15 protein-coding genes are annotated in these 17495 nt (G+C 41.9%); 8 read left to right on the top strand and 7 right to left on the bottom strand.

Annotated elements, in window-relative coordinates:
• The first annotated feature begins 5 nt into the window (after positions 1-5).
• Positions 6-809 carry an ABC transporter permease gene (locus tag WD467_02125; GenBank protein MEX2452685.1) on the top strand — a complete coding sequence of 268 codons (804 nt, stop codon included), beginning with the start codon at positions 6-8 and terminating at the stop codon, positions 807-809.
• Positions 810-2033: an ABC transporter ATP-binding protein gene (locus WD467_02130; protein MEX2452686.1), complete on the top strand. Its 1224-nt coding sequence runs from the start codon at positions 810-812 to the stop codon at positions 2031-2033. It abuts the gene before it with no gap.
• Here the strand turns inward: WD467_02130 and WD467_02135 are convergent.
• From WD467_02135 to WD467_02165, 7 genes are all read right to left on the bottom strand, one after another.
• Positions 2023-3042: a hypothetical protein gene (locus WD467_02135; protein ID MEX2452687.1), complete on the bottom strand. Its 1020-nt coding sequence runs from the start codon at positions 3040-3042 to the stop codon at positions 2023-2025. The genes WD467_02130 and WD467_02135 overlap by 11 nt on opposite strands.
• The gene (locus WD467_02140) at positions 3039-3983 is read right to left on the bottom strand and encodes a class I SAM-dependent methyltransferase (protein ID MEX2452688.1); all 945 of its coding nucleotides are present in this window, start codon (positions 3981-3983) and stop codon (positions 3039-3041) included. The genes WD467_02135 and WD467_02140 overlap by 4 nt, the downstream gene beginning before the upstream one ends.
• A 12-nt stretch (positions 3984-3995) precedes the next feature.
• A complete protein-coding gene (locus WD467_02145) occupies positions 3996-5798 on the bottom strand; it encodes a glycosyltransferase (GenBank protein MEX2452689.1) in 1803 nt (600 codons plus the stop codon).
• A gap of 4 nt (positions 5799-5802) precedes the next feature.
• The gene (locus WD467_02150) at positions 5803-7110 is read right to left on the bottom strand and encodes a glycosyltransferase (protein ID MEX2452690.1); all 1308 of its coding nucleotides are present in this window, start codon (positions 7108-7110) and stop codon (positions 5803-5805) included.
• A gap of 48 nt (positions 7111-7158) precedes the next feature.
• Positions 7159-9201 (bottom strand): hypothetical protein, encoded by a 2043-nt coding sequence (locus WD467_02155; GenBank protein ID MEX2452691.1) that lies wholly within the window; start codon positions 9199-9201, stop codon positions 7159-7161.
• A gap of 1 nt (position 9202) precedes the next feature.
• Positions 9203-9757, bottom strand: coding sequence for a hypothetical protein (locus WD467_02160; protein MEX2452692.1), 555 nt, complete (start codon positions 9755-9757; stop codon positions 9203-9205).
• Positions 9758-9862: 105 nt separating this feature from the next.
• Positions 9863-11746, bottom strand: coding sequence for a DUF6077 domain-containing protein (locus WD467_02165; GenBank protein MEX2452693.1), 1884 nt, complete (start codon positions 11744-11746; stop codon positions 9863-9865).
• 92 nt (positions 11747-11838) lie between these two features.
• On the opposite strand from WD467_02165, the gene WD467_02170 reads away from it, so the two are divergent.
• The 6 genes from WD467_02170 to WD467_02195 all read left to right on the top strand — a co-directional run bounded on the left by WD467_02170 (position 11839) and on the right by WD467_02195 (position 17495).
• Positions 11839-12819 (top strand): glycosyltransferase, encoded by a 981-nt coding sequence (locus WD467_02170; GenBank protein ID MEX2452694.1) that lies wholly within the window; start codon positions 11839-11841, stop codon positions 12817-12819.
• Positions 12820-12873: 54 nt separating this feature from the next.
• Positions 12874-13914, top strand: a complete 1041-nt coding sequence (locus WD467_02175; protein MEX2452695.1) for a UDP-N-acetylglucosamine 2-epimerase — start codon at positions 12874-12876, stop codon at positions 13912-13914.
• Positions 13904-14893, top strand: a complete 990-nt coding sequence (locus tag WD467_02180; GenBank protein MEX2452696.1) for a glycosyltransferase — start codon at positions 13904-13906, stop codon at positions 14891-14893. The genes WD467_02175 and WD467_02180 overlap by 11 nt, the downstream gene beginning before the upstream one ends.
• 37 nt (positions 14894-14930) lie before the next feature.
• A complete protein-coding gene (locus WD467_02185) occupies positions 14931-15737 on the top strand; it encodes an NAD-dependent epimerase/dehydratase family protein (protein MEX2452697.1) in 807 nt (268 codons plus the stop codon).
• A gap of 70 nt (positions 15738-15807) precedes the next feature.
• On the top strand, positions 15808-16314 hold the full coding sequence (locus tag WD467_02190; protein MEX2452698.1) for an adenylyltransferase/cytidyltransferase family protein: 507 nt from the start codon (positions 15808-15810) through the stop codon (positions 16312-16314).
• An 8-nt stretch (positions 16315-16322) separates the two neighbouring features.
• Positions 16323-17495, top strand: coding sequence for a CDP-glycerol glycerophosphotransferase family protein (locus WD467_02195; GenBank protein ID MEX2452699.1), 1173 nt, complete (start codon positions 16323-16325; stop codon positions 17493-17495).

Genomic DNA, 17495 nt, shown 5'->3' on the forward strand with positions numbered 1-17495 from the left:
CCCCTATGGTGAGTTTAAGTAACATATTTCGAGCAGAAAACCGATACCTACTGAAAGAAATGATAAGAACTAACTTTAAATTGCGATATCAGGGATCGGTTCTTGGGTATTTGTGGTCACTATTAAAACCAATGTTCATGTTTGGGATACTGTACTTGGTATTTACTCAGTTTTTACGATTTGGTGAAGAGGTGCCCAATTTTGCCGTTTCTCTGTTACTTGGAATCGTTCTCTGGACATTCTTTAGCGAAGCTACAATTAATAGCCTCTCTTCTATAGTGGAAAAAGGTGATCTCATTAGAAAAATAAAGATACCGCGTTATACCATAGTTTTGGCTTCGGTCGCTATCGCTGGAATAAACCTGATACTTAATATCGGAGTTGTGATGGCATTTATTCTTATTTCTGGCATATCACTAACCTGGAGCTCATTGCTCTTCCCACTGCTACTTGCAGAGCTGTTAATCATAACAACTGCAGTAAGTTTTTTTCTGTCCGCAGCATTCGTACGGTTTCGGGACATAAGTTATATATGGGAAGTTATGTTGCAAGGTATGTTCTACCTGGTCCCCCTATTGTACCCACTGTCGATGATACCGAATGAACTAGCAAGAAAGTTTATTATGTTGAATCCCTTAGCGCAGATTGTTCAAGACTCACGTGCTGTTCTTACCCATTCTGGCACCACTACTGTGTACGATATTTTTAGCGTGTTTTGGGTGGTGCCTTTTATTATCATTGTTGTAATGGTCGTAGTTTCAACCTTGTTCTTCAAGAAAGAATCGATTAACTTTGCTGAGAATGTATAGATGATAACACCTAATCAAATCATCAGTGTAAAAGAACTTTCAAAAAGCTTTGTACTACCGCATCACAAAAAAACAAAGCTGAAGGATTACGTTACACATCCAATTACACGAAACAGTAAAGAAGTTCAATATGCGCTTTCTGACATAAACTTCTCAATAGACAAGGGTGAGTTTGTCGGGATTGTTGGCAGGAATGGATCAGGCAAAAGCACACTACTCAAGTGTCTCGCCGGGGTCTACGCGCCAAGTGAGGGGTCCATATATGTAGGTGGAAAATTGGTCCCTTTTATTGAGCTAGGAGTGGGCTTTAATCATGAACTGTCAGGGAAGGATAATGTCTACCTTAACGGTGCTCTACTTGGTTTCAGTACTCAACAAATGAATGAGATGTATGACGATATTGTTGAGTTTGCGGAACTTGAGCATTTCATGGATCAAAAACTTAAGAACTATTCATCTGGCATGCAGGTGCGACTAGCGTTTTCAATTGCAATCCGCGTCAAAAGCGACATCTTACTAATAGATGAAGTACTAGCCGTAGGAGACGCTAATTTCCAGAGAAAGTGTTTTAGCTATTTTGACTCATTAAAATCTTCTGATACTACTGTAGTGTTCGTGTCGCATGATATGGAGGCGGTTAAGCGGTTTTGCGATAAGGCAATCTTACTTGAAGAAGGGAAATTAATAGCGATTGATGACCCTCAGGAAATCGCCGCAAATTATTTCGAAAGCAATAGAAAGAAACTCGAAGACGAGGCATCTCAGGGGTCTAAACCGGTAGCAACTGGTACGAAACAAGCCGAAATTAAAGAGGTTGTCCTCACTGACCAACTTGGCAAGCAGCGCAAAACATACAGCGCTGGTCAAGATATTAATGTTGAGTTGAAAATTGCTGTAAACGCAGATATAGAAGAGCGAACCTTAGCTGGAATAGTGGTTAATAATGATGACACAGCAAAGCCACAGTTCTGGACTAATACCAAATGGAACGACGTCCCGGTTCCTAATCTGAAGAAAGGGGACGAAATCTCAATCACATTCCATATTCAGAATATTTTTCCTAATGGAGAGTATTCCGTCGAGTGTGCTTTTAAGAAGGAGGATAGAGAAGATGACTACAGCCGGTTGCAAAAAGCAGCTAGTTTTAAAGTAGTCAGAAATGAGAAAAATGCGTGGCTTTATCACCCTAATGTCTCGGTTGAGATAAGTAGGCCTAGCCTTTGATCAGCCGCGATACTAAGTGCTTAACTTGCGATAGCTTTTTAGCTACTTTATAAGGCCCAGACAGTTCGACTCGCTCTAGCTTGTCATGTGTTTCACGGTGATTCCGTTCTAACTCTATGAGCTTGTTGCTTAATCTTGATATTTCTTCTCTCGAGCGAATGAACTCGGGTACTAGCTGTGCTGGCCTTGGGACGGTATCTCTCTCCGTTGGGTGGATGTACTCGTAATTAACGTCATCTTCTGAGTGATGACTCTTTTGAACATACTTCTGAAATGCTGACTCGGCATTCATAGCTTCTGGGATATGCTCAAAATAATTCTCATAACTATCGATAATATACTGGGGAACCCCATAGCCCCTTACGACTTCAAGCTGGTGAACTGTGTCTGCATGATATCTGAGAATATCCTGGTATTTAAGTAGAAAGAAGTAGGCAAAGAAGCGACTCGTTATATACTGTTTTGGCAATGGAAAGTTGAAAACCCACTCATAATCTATCAAGGTCCATTCTCCCTGAGCCGATTCGATAAAGTTATCCAGGTTGAGGTCTGCTATACCCGGGATTACGCACTCTACTTCGCGGTTAAAATTTTTGCCAAATACTTTTTTGTATTCGGGGTTATTCACAGGATTACAGATAGTTGTAGGGAGCGAGTCCACGATCGACAGGAGTTTATTAATTATAGACTTAACCACCCCTTCATCGCCGCCAAGCATACTCCGTAAGAGCTTCCGTTCTATATTGACACCTTTTATAAATGGAAATTCGACGCCACTGTCTAGCTTAGAGGGGATGACGATGTCTAGTCCGGGTATCTTATCGATCAACACGTTGAGCTGCCCATAGGAAGCCAGCATAGCGTGTAGGTGATCTAGAGACTCTCCACCCATACTCTGCTTGGCTACATGCCTACTATCGTCGTCTTGGTAGATGGAGGTTGTAATCGCGAATTTTGGCTGTCGCCCAGACTGGCTTACATAATAAAGGAGCTGTCGCTGTGCACTCATACTGTTGCCTCAACTAAAAATGAGTTAGAAAACTGAGGGAACAGATTATTATCCTCAAGGGCGATCATAGCGAGAGCTTCTGAGAAGAGTACTACCCGAGATTGGTCATATGTAGGAGTCGGGAGCTGATTAAGCGGAAACTCAGCACCGTTGCCTGGATGATATCCGTCACTATATATTAAACGAGCATGCTTATAGTCGGGGAATGGATAAAAGAACTGAGCTTTTTTAAAGCTAGAGGCGGCGAATAGACTCTCTAGTTCAAGCCTACCAAAGGTTTGGACCTTCTTTTCGGTAGGATACTGATTCAAGCCGTCAAAGAAGTTCCCTGTATGGTCTTCACGTGCTCCAGCCCAGTATTTAAGACCAAGTCGATTTTCGATAGCGAGAAGTAGCCTGCCGCTGGGTTTGAGTTTTTCCGCGAGCAGTCGCAGGAATTCGTTATAAGGCGAAGAATGGTCGATGAAAGTGCCTGCATACTCTAACACCCCTACACAGACTATATAGTCATACTGGTCTTTACTATCCATACGCTCTAAGTTTCCTACCAGTAGTTCTAGATTGTCCGCGTTCTGGTTCCGATATGCGTTCACAAGGGTGCGACGCAGTGTTAGCTCAAGTGCTGTAACCTGGATAGGTTTTTTTACTAATGACTCTGTAATAGCGCCACATCCAGCACCAATCTCAAGCACTGAGGATTCAGGCCTAAAGTCATACCAGTCAACGATGCTGCCTCGCAAGGGGGAGAGGTGGTAGTATTGCTCCCAAGAGGGGTTCTTATCTAATATTTCTTCTCGTTTAGCTTGGACGCCAGGTCCTTTGAAAAGCTCAAGGAGGTCTTCTTCGATCTTGCCATCAGAATAGCGTTCATCAATATCGCTGGAAAGGTAGGAAATATTAACTTTTCCGACCTGGGGGGGCTTATTTGTGCTTTTACTCATGATCTACGCCTATTATGAAGATTTATTATTATTTTGGTAGTCTCTAACGCCGCTCTTGATCGCTTCAAGGGCAGCGCGCAAAGCACGGGGGGCGCTTCGAGCAATAGCAACTGCAATCAAGGGATTCTTAACGAGCAAGGTTGTGAGGTACCAGATTCGCGATAGTCTTCTCTGGAGTTGTGCTCGAATTCCAAATAATTCAGGATGCAGCCCAGCGATTCGTCTGTAAAATTCCATTTCTCGTTTGGCTACTTGAGTGTTACGGCTCATAGACGAGTCATGATATCGATAGCTGAAGATGGGCTCGTCGTGGTATCCGAACTTCGCTCCCGCTTCGTAGAGAGTAAGATATAGCTCCCAGTCTTCAACTCCATCTCTCATCTCTTCTTTATATCCTCCTATCTGCTTAAGGTAAGAGGTCTTAATTAGTGAGCTATTGTGCACATAGCTTCTTTGTAGCATCGAACGAATATTAAAGGGTCGAGCCTTAATGACGTCATTAGTCGCCCCAAAAACTTTCATGTCGGTATAGACGATAGCATACCCACCAGAGTGGGCTGTGTTTATCAATTTCTCGACATAATCATTCTCGATTTTATCATCAGCATCTAAGAATATAGTCCAGTATGTAGAAGTTTTTTCTATACCAAGATTTTTAGTGGCCACTACACCCTTATTCTGCTGATGAATAATCTCCACTAATGGGTTGTCCTTATATGTGTCAATTACCGCTCGACTATTGTCTGTTGAGCCATCATTAATAATCAGAACTTTCTTGGGCGGAATAGTTTGTCGAAGGGCAGAATCAATAGCCTCTTGAACGTAGTTTCCGTAGTTATAGCATGGGATTATGAATGTAGCATCACGGGGTTCGTATTCGTTGAGATGATTGTTATAAGTTTCACCAAGGGGCATAATCTTCTGTCGTTTATACAGGTGTTGCTTCATGTGTAGCTTGTTCCAGACATAAGCTCGGATACGAACTTGGATGCTTGATTTCAGTGGCCTAAGGAGTGATCTGGTAACCTCCTTGAAATAGTTGCGCCGGAACTCGCGCACAAATTTATTATCAAAGTTCTTGATAGCATACATGTACCTGTTTCGATGCATCATGTAGAGGTAATATGAATTTTTTTTGTTGACTCGCGTGGTGCTTGCTGCAACCTTGTGCCAAGCTACGGCCCTTGGATTATAGTAGGTGCGGTAACCAGCTCTTAAGAGGCGCGCGGTAAGGTCGGTTTCTTCATAGTAGGTGAAAAAATCATCATCTAAATAGCCGACTTTTTTAAGGGATTCAGTTTTTACCATCATGCAGGCACCAGAGATGGCATCTACTGATCGTTCCTCTTCTCCTACGAGAGAAGTGTAAGTATTTCCGGTAGATTGGTCTACCTCCTGAAAGGCAAAGTAGTCATTGGTTGCATCTTGTGCCGGATTTTCATCATTCCACATGTACTGTTTTCCGCCAACTACAGCAGCATCAGGATGGGAATTAAAACTATCTAGGGCGTGATTGATCCACTCCGGATCCATGACCAGATCATTATTGACGAGAATAATAAAATCACCTTTTGCAACCTCTTTTCCTGCAATGTGGCCACCAGTAAATCCAGTATTGGTGGGCAAATCAATGTAGATAATATCGTCTAGGGCACTTAGGTATTCCTTCGACCCATCAACTGATCCGTTATCGACCACAATTATCTCAATGTTCTCGTAATGTAATTCGCCAATAGATTTAAGGCACTGTTTGGTGTCCTCAAGCCCGTTCCAGTTTACAATTACAATGCTAACTAGTGGTAATTTATCGTTCATGCCTTTATCTCCCAAGAAGTATAATTCTAGCCGCACGTTTTATTCGCTGTAGAAGAGGAAGGGTATTCCTCGGGGAAGCTACAGAGTCTTTGATAATCTGCTTCCTTAACGAGGGTACGTTCATAGTCTTTAAGTGGTCAACTAACTGGCTCAAGGTACTCTCCCAAGTAAAATGTTGCCTTTCCTGTTTGATATTATTAACAATTTTAGTATAAAAAGCCGTATCTGAATGCAGTTTAATAATTGCCTGGACGAATGCTTCTTCTGAGCGTTCGTCTACCACTATACCAAGCTCTTTTTGCTCAATCTTTTCAGAGAGAAAATCGCCGCGCGGACAGATGGTTGGAAGAAGTGACCAAAAATGATCCAAGACTCTGGTTCTATGAGCTAATCTAGTTTCGGGCGATTCTTTGTCAGAGTAGATAGCGACATCTGCATCGAGCAAGTAGTTACCTCTCTCTTCGTAGGGAATCCACCCATCAAGAAAGAAGACAGTTTTATCGGTAAGACCTAATTCTGATGCAAGTTTTCTTGCAAGTGTACTCTCATTCATTTCTTCTTTATAAATGGGATTAGGATGCTTTGTCCCCAAGAAGACAAGCTTGATACTGTTATCAGATAACTTGCTCATCGCTCGGATGATTATCTGTGCATCAAACCAGTCCCAGATGCCTCCAGTCCAGAGCAGTACGAAATCTGATTTCTTTAAGCCCAACTTCTTGCGCAGCATAAGTTTAGATGATTTGGGGATGTTGGGGTCTATTCCCATGGGGCCGATAATAAAGTTGTCTTGTCGCGATTTTTTTTTGAATGTGCCTACATCAAGCAGATTCATCGCAGCAGTGTACCCGGTCCAGAAATCTCGTTGTCGCTCATTGGAGCACACAAACAGCTGCCCAGTGCTTAAGTAGCGTCTATACATTTCTATTACCGATTCGTAGTTACTGATTTGTAGTGGAGAAGGTTCAGATTTAGCAAATGCTAAGTTTGCTAAATACTCGACAGGCACAGGAGCGTAGAGATCAAAGATTACAATGACTCCCCTCGCCTTGGCATAATCAAGCATAGAGTCGCTTAGCCATTGGGCAAATACTACGTCGGCGTCATCAAAGTGTTCTCGGTAGTCATTGCTATCGGGGTTAATGGCCGTTATATTTTCGTGGTTGTCTGCACCGTGTTTTGAAAACACTCCGAGCGTTACACTGAAATCATTTTCGAGTACTTTAGCGATATTCTGGTATCGTATGCCCGGGCCGGCCATTTTTTCGCCGATAACATCATGACACAGAATTAGAATTTTGAGTTTTGCCAAGGGAAAGCTCTCCTAAGGTATGGACTTATTCTCCGTCCATTATACAGACTAAGGAGTCACGGTAATAGGGAAGGACAGGCCCTGGTTGGGGAATACTACTAGTCCATCTAAGACCAGGTTAAATCTCTCTACGTACTGACCGGGCGTATTCGGAGCCGTAAAAGTAATATCATAGGTAGCATTTTTGCCTGGTCCTGCAATTTTTGTGGCAGCACTTATCTGGTTCTTTGAACCGAGCCACTCCCAGGTAGAGCTCGCAAATGCAGAGTTACGATAGCCTGGATCCCAGGTAAGCATACGTACATCTCTTAAGGGTCCTTGAGCTGGGTCATCACTCGGGACTTTACGGCGTGCATTGCGCCAAATCATATTACCCTCATTCCGGACCGTAACAGAAAAGGTAGCCTGCTCACCTGTAGAAAGAGTAGAGGGAACTCCTGAGGTGCTTACGATTGAATATCTCGGAATGATAGGTGGAACACTTATAGTAACGGGTATATTCAATCCGGGGATAAATTTTTCTCCGTCGAGCACTAACCTAAAGTTATGTTCATGTTCTTTGATCTCTTGGTACGGCGCAAAAATAGTAGCTCTGAATGTTCCCACTTCTCCCGGTGCTACTTTGGGTTCCTGCAGTTTTATCTGATTTCTTGTACCAAGCCAAGCGGAAGATGTGCGAGGGTAAGCAAAAGGACTGTTTCGATACCCACTCGCAGCGAGTCGTATCGGACGCACTCCCGGTGGGCGGTTATCGTCTGAGTGCCACGTTTCTACCCCGGTATTCTTAAGTTTAACAGTTATAAAGTTTCCGTCGCCCGGTAAAATCCCCCGCGGCGCTTCAATAGATACAGTTTCATAAGCATAGTCTGGGATAGATTTAACCGCAACGGACATTACTGTATCGGTGTAGACCCTGACACCATTGTGGACTAGGACCATATCTATAGTGTGCGAAAGAGATTGCTGCGGGGCTTTTAAGGTAAAGTTGAATGTCGCTATTTGGCCAGGCGCAACCGACGCCTCGACCATCTTTACTTGATTCTGTGTTCCCATCCAGGCTGGATCTGAAGTATTGGCAAATACAGTATTCTTGTAACCCGTAGTCATAAGCCGGAAAGCACGCTGGCCTTGAGGTAGGTTGCCATCTGAATACCAAGTCAGAGATGAGTTATTCTTAATTTTAAATTGCACCGAGACAACCTCTCCGTAGGCGATTTCGCCATCAGGCAGAGTTTGTGATTCTAATGTGTAGAACGGTCCAGAGGTACTGCCAAACCAGTTCGTAAAAAAGAACCAGAAGTTACGATTGCCATAGGAACTACATCTGTCTCCGGTCCCAGGGAAAGCGTCTAATGAAGCCTGGTTGGGCTGATATGGCGTGTATGAATATAAAGATGCAGTGGCACGGTTCTTTATATTCACATTAGTGCTGCCACAGTAGTTGATATCCGGATTATTCTTATACTGGCCATAGTATTCATCACATCCGCCCCCAGATGCGGGTACTCTACATGGGCCAGGGTGGAAATATACTTTACGTACCCCTGGAGAGTATGGCACGTAGGTTAGGTTATCGTCATAGAATCCTCTGAAGTGCCAAACGCCGTAATCGATTTGTCGCGTGAATCCATAAGCGGACACACTGCAAGGCTCGGTGTCGGGACAGCCGTACCCAAGAGCTGTATTGTAGCGCCAGGAAGGGCAGTCGTTGCGGGTGATTAATCTCTGTTCTTTCTCTAATGTCGCAAGTATTACCTGAGGATTTATATCGTATATTTGTGCCGCTTGATAAATAAGCTTAGAAGCGAGTACCTTATTATTATCATTGCCCCTTCCATACGGTTCATCTCCATAGCCATCATTATTGTCGTCATATAATGCTAGGGTTCTAAAGTCTTTAAGGCACGTCGATCCTTTCGCTTCTAGAAAGGCTTGTATTTGGCTTTCCGACATAGCGTTTTTATTCGTAAAGACGGTGTCATCGATAATACGGCCTGGATCGAAAGTGGCGGCTTGTACTTTTGGAGCCGCAGCTATGAGCGATATTCCAAGAATGAGTACCGCTAGAGATAGTATGCGTATTATTCTCATACTACTTCACCGTTACCTTATAAGTATCAGATGAGACAGATTGGTTACCCTGTAGATGGGCGACAGAGACTTTCCATTCTCCCATGGCGGGTAATTCAGCAATAGGAATTCTGAAACCATCACAGGCATAATAATTAGGTCCGACGACGACTTCAGCACTACGCACTATACTTTCATGGCCTGCTTTCTCCAGAGTGAGCCTACATGTACCACTTGATATTGTATTGAATATGGCAGATACCCGAATAGCATCACCCGATTGCTCGTAGCGAGTAATATGCGGTTTCTCGATGGGTGGATTCTCTGGCGGTTGTTCCTCTGGTTCAACTCTTTTATCTCCATCTGGTTGGACATTCTTCGCGTCATTATTTCGATCTTCCGGAACTTGATCTTCGTCAACACGGTCATTGCTATCGCTATAGTCGGATGTACTAGAGTTAGAATCTTGTGCAGTATCGGAATTTATCTTAGAGGTATCAGACTGCATTACAGCATACCCCACACCCAGGGTGAGAATGGCTACTGCGATAATTGATATAGTGAGTCTTTTGTTCATCTTCATAATTTACCTGGGAGTTTTTATTTTATAGCACTTTCTTTATGTATCAATATAAGCATAAAAACCATTAAAAAACAAGCAAATAACTCCTATCGATGGCTGCTAGTTAAGTTCATATACTGAATAATATTCTGACTTAAAAATCGTATCGAGAGAAAACTCCGTCGCAAAGCTTTTTATGTAGGTATTCCTCTGCGGAGAGATCATATAATCTACTTTATATTTTTTAAGAAGTTGCATAAATCTATCTTGTGAGATGCTATGCGTATCGGTGTTATTTATTATGTTAAACATAAGCCGAAGTTCGTTATACTCGGTAGTCCCTGCTGGATGATAGGATGGAATATAAAATTTTCGTGATACCAGTAGCTGATGCTTTGATGTGAAATTATGTAGGTAAACTGCAGGGCTCGATGCAGCCAAGATGACACCTTGGGGTTGCTCAGTAAGTTCGTTTGCCACTTCACTAACACCGACAGGAGCCTTGTGCCGAGAATTATCAAATGTACTGTCTGGGTGGCTATAGATAAAAGTACCAGCCCCTATGTACACAAGCGAGACAGCTACAATAACCCCGATTCTCGTTAGATCCACTGCTTTCGGAAGAATCCTTGCAAAGGCCTCATTAATAAAACTATATATATGCACCCCGGCAATTGGGACCATGATAGTTATGGGTATAATCCAAAATAGACGCCAGTAGGTGTTGGTGGTTATGTACGTGTATAGGGGTTCAAATAGTAGTGGGTTCAATATGGTTGCGAAAAGTGCGGCAGGAAAGATTATCACAAGGGTAACTATGCGCATATCTATCTTTTTCTTTAAAGATAAACAGGCTCCAAGTAGTACTACGTACAAGTAGCGGGTACCACCGATGAAACGTTGTAGATAATTTCCGTATGTACGACCGTCGGGAAGTATCTTGGGGTCTAACGAACCACCAACGCCACTACTAACCATAAGTTTTGCAGCAACACCCATAATTATGACTGGCAAGAGTGTTGCAGATAGCTTTAAAGCAGAACTAAAGTTACGGTACTTAATTACAGTTAGGGCGCCAAACACCCCTATAGGCGTTGCCCCAAGAAAGATAATGGCAGGGTTTAATGCCATGCCGGCAATTAATAGGACGCCGATAGAAATGTACGCCTCTTTATTATCGGGTCGATTATATGTAGCCAGGAGGGAATTCAGTAACATTGGGAGAATAAGCGCAGCTAGGATTGCTTTGCCTTGCCACGAACGAGTCATAAGGAAAGATCCTTGTGAGTATATTGAGAATCCACTAAATAATAGGAATATAAACAGAAGCAGCAGCGCAAGATAAGTGTACTCGTCAGAGCGTAAAAGATCTTTATAGATATACTTATGGGCAGAAAAGACGAGAATCATGATGAGCATCGGAATAAGACTATGGGCAAACTCGACTGCAGTTAGTTGAAAGCTGTGAGCCATAGATGCCTGGAGAAGCTCCCATGACTGGAATATGTATGCCTTCGATATGGGGAATTCAGCATTTCCGGTTGATGGATCATACAGGTACAGTTGATCGGTACCTATGCTTTGCTCCGTTAGGCTAACATAAAACGCATCATCGGCGTCATACTTTACATAGAATTGAGCTAATCCAATCGAGACAAGCAGAGAGATGATGGCAAATATGGCCATAAGCGACGGTTTTTTAAACGCAATTTCTCCGTCTCTTATTTTTTTAATAAAAATTACCAATCCATATATCAATACGACGGTATTTAAAGCAAGAAAAACGGCATAGAAGGCATAGAAGGCTAAATGATTTAATATAAACGGGAGTGCGAGTAGCTCATTAACTGCTAAAAATAGTACAAATCCCCCTGCGATACTTTGAAGCTGAGGGGCGATATGCCGCTTGGCTAACAGCCCATACGAGTAAAAGAGCGCAATCAGAATAGATGTTGTAGCAAAAAGATGAAGCAGGAACATGGGTGTAATGGTTGTCTCACTCATAATACAAATTGCAAATATAGATTTTCAGTTTATAGAGCACATTTTTCTCCTATGATACACTGTACAGGTAAAGAATAAAGAGTGATAACGAGTTGAAATTAATTGTTTTTTCAATCTGCAAAAATGAAGCTAAAACCATTGGCAAGGTGCTTGATTTAGTACCAGAAACCATCCCGGGTATTCACACAATTGAAAAATGGGTACTAAGTGATGGCAGTACTGATGGGACGGTTGATGTAGCCGAACGACATGGCGCCAAGGTGATTGATGGTCGTTATCAAAAACGTTTGGCTTACCGATTTCAAGAGGCGGTAGATATAGCTTTGCACGCAAAAGCCGACGTAATGGTCAACATCGACGGGGATCTTCAGTTTGACCCACGCGATATTCCGCGGCTAATAGAGCCGATACTGAAGGATGGTTACGATTTTGTTGCTGCTGATAGGTTCACCGATTCTGAAACTGGGAAAAAAAGAAGACCAGAGAATATGCCAGCTAGTAAATATTGGGCAAACAGACTAGGCGCTCGAGTCGTAAGTATACTTACTAAAGAGAAGTTCAATGATGTTACCTGCGGATTCAGGGCGTATAATCGGCGGGCCCTGCTGGGCATAAATCTAAATGGAAAGTACACTTACACCCAAGAGTCTTTCCAGGTGTTAGCTATGAAAAGAATGAATATTGCCACTATTCCGCTAGGTGTAAAGTACTACCCGGATCGAAAATCTCGAGTCGTTACTAATTTTACACAATTCTTGTTTGGCAGTGGTTTAAATATATTGAGAGCCTATAGGGACTTTGCGCCTTTGCGTTTCTTCGGACTGCTCAGCTTTGTAAGTGCACTAGCGGGAATAATACTATTAACATTTCTCGGCGTTCATTGGCTCCAAGAAGGGAAATTGACACCATATAAATCTGTAGGGTTCATAGGTATTTATTTTGTAACAGTGGGACTATTTATGCTTGGACTCGGACTAGTTGCTGACATGCTGCAAAGATTGAATAATAACCAGGAAAAAATACTGGAAAAAGTTAAAACTATAGAGTTAATGACTTCTGAAGAAAATGAATAGATGATTCATTTTGTAATAGGTACCAGGGCACAGTTATTTAAAATGGCTCCGATAATGTTGGAGTGTGAGAAACAGGGACTGGAGTGGCGTTGGATATATACCGCTCAACACAAAGAGACTATTGCTCAGTCACTCGAAACCTTCCAACTTCCGCTAGCAGACTACACAATCTTTGATTGGGACAGCGAAGCGAAAACCATGGGGAAAGTATGGTATTGGTTTCTGCGAATACTTCTTCAACTTAGTAAAGGAAAAAAGATTTTTGCTGGGTATACCGGTAAAAAACATATTGTACTTACGCATGGCGATACATTAACGACATGGTGGGGGGCGTTGCTAGGTAGATTATACGGTTGTCAAGTTATGCACGTTGAGGCTGGGTTGCGTAGTTTCAATATTTTCAAACCCTTTCCCGAAGAGATAAATCGACTTATTACATTTCGTTTGGCTAATTACTATGCCTGTCCAGGGGATTGGGCGGTAGAAAATCTCACTAAGTATAAGGGTGTAAAAATAAATACGCATCAAAATACACAACTAGACACTTTAATGTTTGGGCTGAAAAACTGTGACAGATCCGAAGCGGTGCTTCCAAATAGCAAGTATGTAGTTGCTAGTATCCATAGGTATGAGAACATATTTAATCAGAATAGGTTTTCAGATATCCTTGAAAAGATTAAATTTGTCTCAGATTCATTTATTGTCTTGTTTGTGCAACACCCAGCTACAGAGGAGCAACTTAAAAAATTTAATCTAATGCAGAACATTAGTAACTCAAAGAAAATTAAACTACTGCCTAGACTTGAGTATCTCGACTTCATAAAGACTGTTAAACACAGCGAGTTTGTTATAACTGATGGAGGCGGAAACCAAGAAGAGCTGTACCACATGGGAAAACCGACATTGATATTTAGAAACGAAACCGAGAGACAGGAGGGCTTAGGTGTGACTGCCGTGATATCAAAGTTGGATGACAAGATTATAAATAGTTTCATTGATAATTATAAAGATTATGAAAGAAAGAAGCTGGTAGAGTACGAATCACCGTCTGAAATCATAGCTAACCATCTTAAGGGTATGGGCTATGGCAAATAAAGTATCCATTGTATTAGCAACATACACCGGTGAAGATCATATTGATGATTGCCTTCAAAGTTTACTAGATCAAAATGCAGGAGACTACGAATTTGAAGTAGTAGTGGTCATTGACGGACCGAATAAAACACTAAGGCAGAAGGTAGAAACTAAGAACGATGATTTTGTAGGAAGAGGAATACCATTTACCATTTTTCAGTTTGAAAAGAATCAAGGCAGGTATGTAGCAAGATTAAAAGGGGCACAAATTGCTAAGAATCCTCAGCTACTTCTTGTTGATGATAGAAGCTTGCTAGACGCTAACTATCTCAATGCGGTGGTTGAGTCAGGCGAAAGTTGTATTATATCGAATGCTATAGAGTCTGAGTCTCCGACATTGATTAGTCGGGTGCTGTATCTCTTACGCCGTAAAATTTATAGTGGTGGATGGGGTGAAAAGTTTGATTCTTACTATATAACGGACCAAAATTTTGAGAAATCCCCAAAGGGTACTACAGGTTTTTGGGTTAGCAAGAAAATGTTCTTGGAAGCCTGTGCGGCAATCAAGGGGAAAAACCTAAAATCAGTAAACGAAGACACTAAGCTATTTAAATATATACTGTCGCAAGGCAAAAAATTGTATAAGTCTAGCGAGGCGAAGGTATATTATCGCCCCAGAACTGAAGTAAGTGAGGAGCTCAGGCATCTTTACGGAAGGGGTCCAAGATTCGTTGACTATTACTTCCAGAAAGGGACACGCTATTATAAACATATTTGGCTCTTAGCAGTATTACTGCCTATTTTTACTGCTGCACTAGTGGCGCTCCCCCAATTATTTATAGGGGTAATCATAGGGTTCTCTATATCTACTATAGTTGTAGCGGTACTTATAGCTACAAGACTGAGGGATATCCTGGTGGTTATCGTCGGACTGCCTCTTGTGGTAGGTGCTTTTGTCGCTGGTGTTATAAAAGGGCTTGCCGCAAAAGCCCGGAGGTAATAATTAAATTGCTGCAGTATTCAGCTATTGCTACACTGTGGAGAGTTCAAAGAAAGAGGAGTACATGAAAACATTCTTAGTTACTGGGGGTGCAGGGTTCATTGGAAGCAACATAGCAAAGAAGCTTTCTGGAGCAGAAGACGCCGCAGTGGTTGGGGTGCGTCGCACTTTAGATAATCCCGTCTCCGTGCTAAGAGACATAGATGGGATTAAAAATATTCTCGATCTTTCTAAGAATACAGGAGTAAAGAGAGTTTTCTTCGCTTCTTCATCAGAGGTTTATGGTGAGCCAGTTGAAATGCCACAGCATGAGGAGAGAACTCCGCTTAACTCACGTCTACCGTATGCCATTGTTAAAAATGTCGGAGAAGCATTCCTGCGCTCATATAAACAAGAATTCGGCTTAGACTATACGATATTTAGGTTTTTTAATACATACGGCCCAGGGCAGAGTGCAGATTTTGTGATGTCTAAATTTATAGATGCTGCCTTAGCTGGAAGTGATATAACTATCTATGGAGATGGGATGCAGTCTCGTACTTTTTGCTATGTGGATGACAATATTGAGGCAACTACGAATGCAATTACAGACGAGAGTACGGTCGATAGGGTCATTAATATAGGTAACGACCAGGAGACTTCTATACTTAGCTTGGCAGAAAAGATAATTTCGCTGATTGGTTCAAAGTCGAAGATTGTGCATCTCCCGCCCTTAAAAGAGGGAGACATGACACGGCGACAGCCTGACATAAGTGAGATGAGTAAGCTTCTTGGACGAGACCTCACGCCACTAGATAAAGGAATTGAGAAGCTGTTAGAGTATAAAGTTCACCATAGCAATTAAAAAAAGAGCGATTTTTTATACTTTAGTCATCGATGATAAAGTAAAAGAAGGAATTTACATTGGAGTAAGTATGAATGAGGACATAGGCAAAAAGACTATTGGATATACAGCGGGCGTATTTGATCTTTTCCACATTGGTCATTTGAATATTCTAAGAAATGCTAAATCAATGTGCGACCATTTGATCGTAGGAGTAACTGCCGATGAGCTGGTTAAGTATAAAGGGAAGACGGCTATAATTCCATTTCGAGAACGGCTAGAGATTGTGCAGAGTATTGAGTATGTAGATACAGTAGTCGGACAATACGAACTCGATAAGTATAAGGCGTGGGAACTGTTGAAGTTCGACAAGATATTCGTCGGCAATGATTGGTTTGGCAGCAAAGAGTGGTTAGAGTATGAAGACAAGTTCGAAAAGGTTGGTGTCGAGGTAATATATTTCCCCTACACAATCGGTACTTCTTCAACAATTATCACGGACGTGCTTAAGAATAGTCACAAGCTGCTTGAGCAGGCAGAAAAGGAAGAAGAGAATTCACTAGCCGCAGAAGCTAGAATAAAGAAGCGTAAAAAATAGATTAATGTATGAAATTTGATAAAAAGAATCCTTTACACTGGTTATACCTGGTAGGAGGGGCGATAGCGGTAGTTGTCACGTTGCCAGCCCGTATATTTAAATCATTCAGAGAAAAGCCACTAGTTGTGCTTTATGGTCATAAACTAAACGGTAATCTTAAGGCTTTCTATGATTATGTAAGTAGCATGACCGATCCCGAGTTTCGAGTGGTCTACCTTACGATGGATCCAGTTTACTATAAACAGCTAAAGAAGCAGGGGGTTGATGTGATGCTAAATCACAACCCTCTTCATATGTTTCATGTATCTCAGGCAGATGTTATGATGACGGATCACGGTTACCATTCCATATACATTTATTATCGTTGGACCAGCATGAAATTCGTGGATGTATGGCATGGAATACCGTATAAAGGGTACACGCCAAGTAATTTTGTAGCTTATCAAAATTATGCTGGAATATGGACTTCGTCGCCCACCCTGAGGAAGGCTTATGTAAACGACTTTAAATTGAATGATAATATAGTAAAAGTTACTGGCTATGCTCGAATAGATCCCCTTGTTAACGATGAATATAATCTCGATTCCGTAAGAGAAAAGTATGGAATCCCGACTACGTTTAAAAAAGTTGTACTACTGGCACCTACTTGGAGGCAGGATGATGCAGGGCGCAGTATTATTCCTTTCGATTTAGAGATAAGCGATTTTTTTAATGGATTAAATGACGTAGCGTCCAAGAGCAATACTCTCATTATCTTCAGGGCACACCTCAATTCAGGAGACAATATTGACATTGCTCAGTATGAAAATATAAAGATAATGCCTTATGCAAGATACCCGGTGGCTGAAGACTTCCTTGCTATATCGGATGTATTAATTAGCGATTGGTCTTCAATTGTATTTGATTATTTGCCTTTACGACGACCAACTATTTTTCTTGATGTACCATCACCGTTCAAAGATGGTTTTACGGTAAAGCCAAAATATCGTTTCGGAGAAATAGTCGCTAGCTATCAGACACTACTCTCTTCGTTGGAAGAGTACCTCGAAAGGCCGGATGTTTTTAGGGAAAAGTATAAAGCCATTATGAGTGAAGCAAATGAAGTGGTGTATGGGGATACGGCAGATGGACGATCAAGTGAGAGATATGTGAAAGAGCTGAAAAGGCTTATAGGTGCGTAG

The sequence above is a fragment of the Candidatus Saccharimonadales bacterium genome (assembly GCA_040903985.1).
In the GTDB taxonomy this organism is placed as follows: domain Bacteria; phylum Patescibacteriota; class Saccharimonadia; order QS-5-54-17; family QS-5-54-17; genus JBBDUI01.